Below are 7928 nucleotides of genomic sequence, written 5' to 3' on the forward strand. Positions count from 1 at the left end.
GCCTCCCATCTCTGCCACGTACCGAGCGATATCTTGATACACCGGGTCATCAAACGGAACGGCTACGCCTCGCCTCGAAACCTGGTGAAAGCCTACCTCACTGAACGGATACCACATGAAACGGGTCGTCCCGCCAAAGAACGCAAGCGGACACGCAGAGTAACAATCATTGAGTAGTTCTGTTTCCAAACCCGCGTTTCGGATTAGCCGTCCGGCCTCTAACGCCTCGTACACCGCTCCGCCCCCACTTCCGAGGCCGACAACCGTGGCATCTGGGTAGTGGACTATCGCTTCCCTTACCGTATCGGCGAAGCCCGTCGTGATATCCCCTTGAATGCCGGTTCTGGATCGGAACACTCATAGTAACCACTCCCTGCAAGGGGCCGTTCACAAGTGCTGGGGACGAACCACAACCGCGCACTGTCCTTGGGGGCGAAGGGTGGTGGAATCCGCATCCCTTGCTCGCGAGCGTATCGGTTCCGTTTCGCAGTTGATTTCGGTAAAATCTGAGGAGGTGGCATGGTCGGATTCCTCGCGAGCCTAGGCGTGAGCGATCTATGTGCAGGGTGGCCGGGAACCGCTTCATACGCAGCCACACAAGCGGCTCACATGGCACTGGGATGTGTCGCGGCACTGATGCCCCGATCCTTGCAAATCGTCCTCCTGGGCGCATGGCTGGCGAAGGAGGCATTTTCAGACATTGCCGGTTGCGGCTGGGCCGGTGGGGTTATGGCAGACAGCGCGACGGATTTGGCCTGCGCTGCAATCGGCTGGGCCGCTGTATCAAGATTCAGGAGAAGAAATGGGCGGAGTGGGTAGTGGGCGGCGCTGGCATTACGGGGCCAGGAACACAACAGAGGACTATCGGGCAGTAGATGTTCGGTGGCTCAAGCGCCGGGGTTGTCTGGAGTCGGGATTCTCAGGCAACGTAACCTGGTCCTGGCAGGGCGAAGTCACAGGCACAGTCGGCCTGCGGGCAGAGCCGGGGCGGGTCATCCTAGACTATCGGTCGCGGAGCGCGGGCGAAGAGTGGGAGAGCTTGCGCTACAGCGTCCATCTCGACACGTCGCCCTGTCACATGGGCGGCGCGCGGCAATGGTTCCTATGCCCTGTACAGGGCTGCGGACGGCGTGTTGCGGTGCTCTATGGCGGGCGGATATTCGCGTGCCGCCAGTGTCATGGCCTGGCCTATCCCTCTCAGCGTGAGGATGCAGGCGACAGGGCCACGCGGAAGGCTGACAGGATACGCGAAAGGCTGGACTGGGAGCCGGGTATCCTGAACGGTTCGGAACCGTGGAACAAACCCAAAGGGATGCACTGGCGAACGTTCGAGAGGCTGAACCGTCAGCATGACAGGTTTTTTCACCAATCTCTGGCTGACATCGCGAACAGGGTTGGCTTTGAAAGCGACATGGCGGAGTTCGTTGGATAGCGACGAAACGCACTGTTTCCAACAAAGGCCGTTAATCTTCGAAACACTCTTTTGCCATCTAGCGGACCTAAAGTCGCGTCTACGTCGAAACAATCCAGCAACCACATCGAATTGTCATCGAACCGACCACCAAGCCACGGTCTCTCAGAGCACACTGACACACATGCGGCCAAAGTGTTGACGCCTGTCACAGCGCAGCCTTGTTGTCGGAATTCCGGGCCAGAAAGTGCCGTTTTCTCCTCCCACCTTCCACTCTGTCGAGCGCGTTCTTTCTGCGCTCGGGCCTACTTTTCCCTGTGCGGTTCCGGGTGCAGGAATGCTCGTGTTTTTTGAGCATTCCTGCCCCAATTCGGGAGTATTTTGATTCGGGAGTATTTTGAGGTGTCCATTGAGAAATCCCATAGTCGAGCCTCCTTTGCCCAACTGAAGTGCCAAACCACAATCGACGCCGATGACCGCACTAGGCCACGCTTCTACCGGCGGTTTCTGAGTTGGCTGAAGCGCTTCGTGCCAAGAATGCTCAAACGATACTGAACCGGTCGCAGCGTCGAACCGTGAATCGGCCATAGCGCAAGCAACGAAGGCCAAAGTGACTCGTTGAGGCGACCACAAGAAGACGAGTGAACGGCTTGCTGCGTGTCGTCACAATCCTGAGCGCAAAGCCGCCCCAACGAGTTCCGACCAGTGCCAGCGATAGCGGACGTGCGCCGGTCGGACCATGAACTGATGAATTGCGGACATTGCGGTCATCCGCCGTCGGAATCACTACGACAGCAACCTGCGCATTGCGGACGCAAGCAAAGATTTGGAAGTGTCTGCTACCGAGGGTTGCCGCGATCATTCTAGCGAAGGTGGGCGCGTCGCAAGAGTATGCGCCAGGCCAACAGGGACGAAATTCCAATGACCGCCCCCATGAGGAGGGCATTGGCTATCACAACACCGCCGAGCAACGAGGTTGCGATCCTTCCGGTGAATTGCAAAGCAGGGCCGTTGAAGACTGCTAGCCAGTCCTGCAGAGACGATACCAACAAGATCGACAGGCTCACAGGTGTCAGAATGAATGCCGCTCCGACACAGAATACTCCCCGACCCAGTGTGGCGCGTGGAGTCGACGCGCGTAATACAATTGCAGCTGTGCCTCCGAAAGTACCAATTGCAAGGAGCAATTCCGCCAGAATGGCTTGATCGCTTGGACTTGAACCAGTGAGAGCCGAGACAAGCGGCATGAGAGCAAATGTAGTGATCCCGGCGGCCACAAAGCCAGCGAACCGCTTGACCCACTGGCGCGATGGTTGAACTCCGGATTGGTGCGTTTCCTGTTCGGGAGCGTGTGCAGCAACAACCGCTTGAGCGCGCGGTTTTGATGAAGATGTCGGGAGCGATGTTTTCACAGGTTTCGACCTTGTTCTTGAAATAGCAGCCCAGGCGGCCGCCGGTGCTCGAGATATCGGCGAAGTCGGCCCCCGTTTCTTTTGGCCTTTGGTCAACCTGTTGTGGGAACTGGACAGACATCGGTGATCGCACGGCGCGTTTCGAGCGGTGAATTCCAATTGAAGCCTTGCCGTCTGCAACAGTCCGATACCAGGGCTGCTCAAAGCACGTTCCCGTGTCGAGATTTTTTGCATTTCCACGGATCACTCAACGGTCCAAGGCGACCCAAGGCCATGCCAGGCCCCGGCGCTGTCTTCCTGCAGCTTGGCGAGCCAACGCGGTCGGAGAAGTTTCTACGGCAAGAGGTGCGTATAGAATCCGAGGACACTCCTCCGAGCGCGGTTTCAGTGCTAGGACCGCGATTTCCCACGGCTATCGGATTTGGCTCGCAAGCGCGCCGCTGTGAAATTGTCCAGAACCCAAAAAATCTTGGCCAAGCGCCAAAAGAACTTGGACGGCAATCTCGCCAAGTTCTGGAGCACAGGCAGCCAAAGGGGTTGCCGCTTCAAACAAAGGTAGCAAGAAATGACGAACTCTCTGAACACTCTCAAAGCCGCGACTCTCTCGGGCGCGATACTCCTGGTTATGCCCATGGCTGCCCAAGCCGACTATGTCGCTGACCAAGCTCTGAAGGGAGCAGTAGCAGGGGCCGCCATCGCGGGTGTTACTGGCAACAACATGGCCGCTGGCGCCATGGCGGGTGCCACGGTAGGCGCGGTCAACGGCGCTATCGATAAAGATAACTTCGAAGATGCCCAAGATCGCGCCAACGAGCGCCGCGACGATTTCAAGGAGGACCGCCGCGACTAACCAATCAGTACCGCCTCCCCGTCAACCGGCCTCGCCTCCATTCCCATTCCAGGCGGGACCGGTTGCAGCGTAGCGGTCCATCTCGCAGAGACAGGTCCGAAGTCTGGGAAAACAGAAAAGACGAACGAGCAGGTCCGCCAGATTTCGAATGCTGACCGGATCGGACGATTGACCAAAAGCACGGAAGAAATGGGCGCCAGAAATCAGTTCCCCTGGCAGTAGGCATGGGCAAAGCAAACACCTGCTAGAATTACGACATAGGGGAACTTCTCAATTTCTACGCTGTTCCAGCGGTAGGCGTTTCATCACCCAAGTTCCATCCCTGCATTTAGGACGGGCCATTGCAATTGGCCTGAACCGGTCATCCGAGTCTTTGCCTCGGACGTCCGCACAGTCGGCATAGTTTCCGTTCGAACGCGCCGCAGAATCGGTCAAAGTGGGATCAGAGCCTTAGTTCGCTGCTTTCACTACGAATGTCCGCTGTCGGGAAAGCATCAGGACTTTGCAGAGCCCGCTTCCTGCCAAACCGGGAGTTCAAGCACCAACAAAGTGGAACATCACTTGCAGGTGCTGTCTCCGCCACCACTTTCTTTGCAGTAGTAGCCGTCGCAGCAGGCGAAACGGCCACAAGTTTCGCCACGCCCAACGCAATCGCTTTGGCTTTGAGTGCTTAGTACTGAATAGATCTGCTCCACCGGGGGCTTCGGCGGTAGTGGGCTTCCTGGAACAGGCGACATCGCCGGGCTATCGACCAAGGTCAAGAATCCCAAAATCCCAGCTGCGATATTCATGAATTTCACTCGTGAATCTCCTTTTCTGCTGGAAGACCGGCACAGGCGGCGCACAGCATCCATCCATGGGTCCGCTCACTTTGGGTCGCACAACTGCCAATCTTCTATCAGAATGCCGACGAGGCCGCTATGGCGCGTCTCAGGCTTGACGTTCGAACGCTTCCACCGGGCGTCTGGTAGGTCTGCGTTGCCGACCTTGCAGTCGTTCGCTGCGGGTGCAGTATCCCCTGCTTTGCACACCGGGCGTTCGATCACGGGGAAGAGGACCGGACGTTCGTCGCTAGACCAACCAAGGTCAACTCAGTGGGACATTTCTGCCGTTGGCGTCCGATGCCGAGCAGTATGCTGCCTGCGTTATACTGACAATGCCCAGTTTCCCCTTTTCGCAGGCGCGGCAATTGTAGTCAGGAGAGACCCGCCAGGCCGGACGTCAAAGAAGAACTAGAAATCAACGACAAGAACAACTCGCTGGGGCGTCGGAACTCCGGCGTATATGCTCGCCGCACGACAATGCCGTGCCTTGACCCAATGCGAAAAGAACGCAGAAAAAACTGATGCCGACCGAAAAAAGATAGTTTGAGCACCCGGTCGATTTCTTCTGGCGCCATGCCACTACGTTAGAATGCGGCACCCATCCGCATTGGAACCAAGCATTCCGAGCTTCGGCCAATTCCTTCGATGTCGTCCGCCAAGGGCGTCACGGAGAGGGACGGCTTTAGAAACCTAATTGATTCCGAGTCTTAAGCGAGCTTGATCCGGAGAAAGTGACATCAGGAAAACCGCGATGTTCTTTGCCTCCACTTCACTCAACGCAATTTCGGGCATGGCCTCCACGCCGCGAACCGACTCCACGACATCCTTTAGGATCATGCCCTGAACATCCGGTGCGCTGCCGCCCGAAGCGTCTTTCCCGTGGCATTTTGCGCAGTTCTTTAGGAACAGCGTGCGCCCCGCCTTTATTTGATCCTCTGGAAGCAAGAGTTCGGCGGCAGTTGTCTCGGAGGACCAAATGGGCAGGAGCATCAGAACGCAATACCGCAGTCCAGCGCGCGTGGCCTGCGTTCCCTGAAATAGAAACTGTCTTGGTCGAAACGGTCTCACGAGTATTCAACCTCAACCACCAATGCGGCGGTTCACTGTCTACGGTTTGGCGATCATCTGGCCGAAGGGTGTTTCGTCCGCTGACATCCTCTGTGCTGTCGCACCAAGTCTGTCTCGAAGCCAGAAGAGGACCCCGGTATGCCCGGGATCCCCGGCCAAAGCCGGATTGGTTTCAGCCGACCAATGCACCGTCGTCACGCCAAACGGCGACGATAGAGGAACGCGGCAAACCTTCTCCGTCTGGGAAGGAGCCGCCAGGGTGCTGAATTCCAACGAACATCGTCTTTCTGTCCGTCGACCAGCAAAGCCCTGTGACCTCCGACCCGTTCGGGCCGGTCAGGAACCGCTGGATTTCGCCCGTGACCGGATCACCGGCCAGCATCTGGTTGTTGCCCTGGCCTTCGAAGTCGCCCTCGTTCGAGTCGTCCCCGTCCGTCTGGATCCAGACGATCCCGGTCGAGTCGAACATCATCCCGTCCGGCGAGTTGAACATGTTTCCTTCGTTGACGTTCGAGGAACCCTTGTAGGCACCTTCACCAACAACCGGGTTGCCAGCCATCACGAACAAGTCCCAACGGAATGACGATGTTCCGTGATCGTCATTCGCTGGGTACCAACGCACAATCTGGCCATACTTGTTGGCCTCGCGCGGGTTGGGCCCGTTGACCGAGGTGTCGTCGCCGCCCGCATTCGGTTTCACGCCGCGGTTCTTGTTGTTCGTGAGAGACGCATAGCCTTCGGCCGCGACGGGGTTCACTTGCACCCATTCGGGACGATCCATCGTGGTGCCGCCGGCCGCCGAGGCCGCCATGCGGGTGAAGACAAGGATCTCTACCGCTTCCATGCCGGTCGTTTCCGGTGTCAGCGGCAGCCATTCTCCCGTGCCGTCCCAGTTGAACTTCGCAACGAACAGGGTTCCGTCATCGAGCAACGCACCGCCATCGGCTCCCGGCGAGTAGACCCCGTTCGAGACGAATTTGTAGAGATACTCTCCGCGCTCGTCGTCGCCCAAGTAGACAACCACGCGCCCGTCCGGCGCCAGCGTGCAGGCGGCGTTCTCGTGCTTGAAGCGCCCGAGCCCGGTCCGCTTGATCGGGGTCGAGTTTGGATCCGAGGGATCGATCTCGGTGACCCAGCCCTGCCGGCGCGGTTCGGCCGGGTTCTTGGAGACATCGAAGCGCTCGTCGAACTTGTGGTAATCGTAGCCCCAGCCATCATGGCCGATGCCGTAGCGCTTGTAGTCTTCGGGAAGCTCCGCTTCCGCATCGGTCGAGCCGAAATAGCCGTTGAAGTTCTCCTCGCAGGTCAGATACGTCCCCCACGGCGTCGGACCGGAACCGCAATTGTTCATCGTGCCCAAGGGGGTCATGCCTTCGGGGTCGGCATCCGTTTTCAGCAGGTCCGAACCCGCTGCCGGACCCGAGAACGTCATCGGTGTGTTGTGATCGATGCGGCGATTGAAGGGCGAGTCGACGACAACCTCGTATTGGCCGCTCTCGTTCGGAGCGACCTCCATGATGGTGACACCCTGGATGCGCTGCAGCATCAGCACGTCATCGGCGCTTTGGGGCACACCTTCGGAGTTCGGAAGGTTGGTCTTGCGATTGGCATATTCGCTGTTGACGGCGATCACCTCGCGACCGTCGATGGAATAGAGCCACATCCCGTCAGTGTTCTCGCCGAAGACATGCTCCGCGGTGGCGGCATCGTGCCCGTTGGCGGGATCAAACGCGGTTGCACCGGAGCGAAGCGGGTCGCCCCAGCGGACGACGGTCGACCAGCTGTACCCCTCGGGCACATGAATGGTGGCATCTGTCGCGATGGGTATCGGCTTGAAGGCGAAGCGGCTCGCGGCCTGTGCCCTGGCAGACGTGGAAGAAAGAAGTGTGCCGGTGCTCATCACCGCGGCACCGGAACCGAAGGCAAGGACACCGCCCAGGAAGCCCCTGCGTGAGATGGCCTCTTCCACAACGAGGTCGAATTCCGAAGTCTCAGGACGAGGGTTCTTGACCTCGTCCCACTCGTCCATTGTCAGCTCATGGTCCTTCATGGTGTCCTCCCATTGGTGGCTTTTTACTTGAGGTGACTTTCTCCCATCTTCCGGGGACAATAACTCACCCCAAGCCAGCATTGTCCTCGGGGCGTCAACAAATGGGAAGCTATTTCTGATATCGCGCGTCGGCTCGGAGTTCTTTCTCTGTAACGCTCGTCATCCGTGCTTCATCAGCGTTTGATGGTTTTTGTAATTTCCTTAGAGCCTTGCGAGGCCAGAAAATGCTCCCGCTCCATCATGGGACCGAAACGCCCCGAACGACCGGTAGTTTCCGCCCAGTCGGACGCCGTGTTGGTTGCGAACGGGTAGA

Annotated in this window: 3 protein-coding genes; 1 reads left to right on the forward strand and 2 read right to left on the reverse strand. The window is 58.3% G+C overall.

The genetic code is table 11. From position 1 onward, the window contains the following. The first annotated feature begins 3388 nt into the window (after nt 1–3388). Complete coding sequence (locus tag R3X27_RS02165; protein WP_317707163.1) at nt 3389–3673, forward strand: glycine zipper domain-containing protein; 285 nt, start codon at nt 3389–3391, stop codon at nt 3671–3673. Nucleotides 3674–5187: 1514 nt separating this feature from the next. Here the strand turns inward: R3X27_RS02165 and R3X27_RS02170 are convergent. Further along, the gene (locus R3X27_RS02170; protein ID WP_317707164.1) at nt 5188–5487 is read right to left on the reverse strand and encodes a cytochrome c; all 300 of its coding nucleotides are present in this window, start codon (nt 5485–5487) and stop codon (nt 5188–5190) included. A gap of 250 nt (nt 5488–5737) precedes the next feature. Further along, nucleotides 5738–7615, reverse strand: coding sequence for a PhoX family phosphatase (locus R3X27_RS02175; RefSeq protein WP_317707165.1), 1878 nt, complete (start codon nt 7613–7615; stop codon nt 5738–5740). Nucleotides 7616–7928 lie beyond the last annotated feature (313 nt).

The sequence above is a fragment of the Tropicimonas sp. TH_r6 genome (assembly GCF_033101155.1).
Lineage (GTDB): Bacteria > Pseudomonadota > Alphaproteobacteria > Rhodobacterales > Rhodobacteraceae > Tropicimonas.

Bases quoted from the DNA above. Each gene is read 5' to 3' on its own strand.
- R3X27_RS02165 (WP_317707163.1), top strand. From the start codon at position 3,389: ATGACGAACTCTCTGAACACTCTCAAAGCCGCGACTCTCTCGGGCGCG.
- R3X27_RS02170 (WP_317707164.1), bottom strand. From the start codon at position 5,487: ATGCTCCTGCCCATTTGGTCCTCCGAGACAACTGCCGCCGAACTCTTG.
- R3X27_RS02175 (WP_317707165.1), bottom strand. From the start codon at position 7,615: ATGAAGGACCATGAGCTGACAATGGACGAGTGGGACGAGGTCAAGAAC.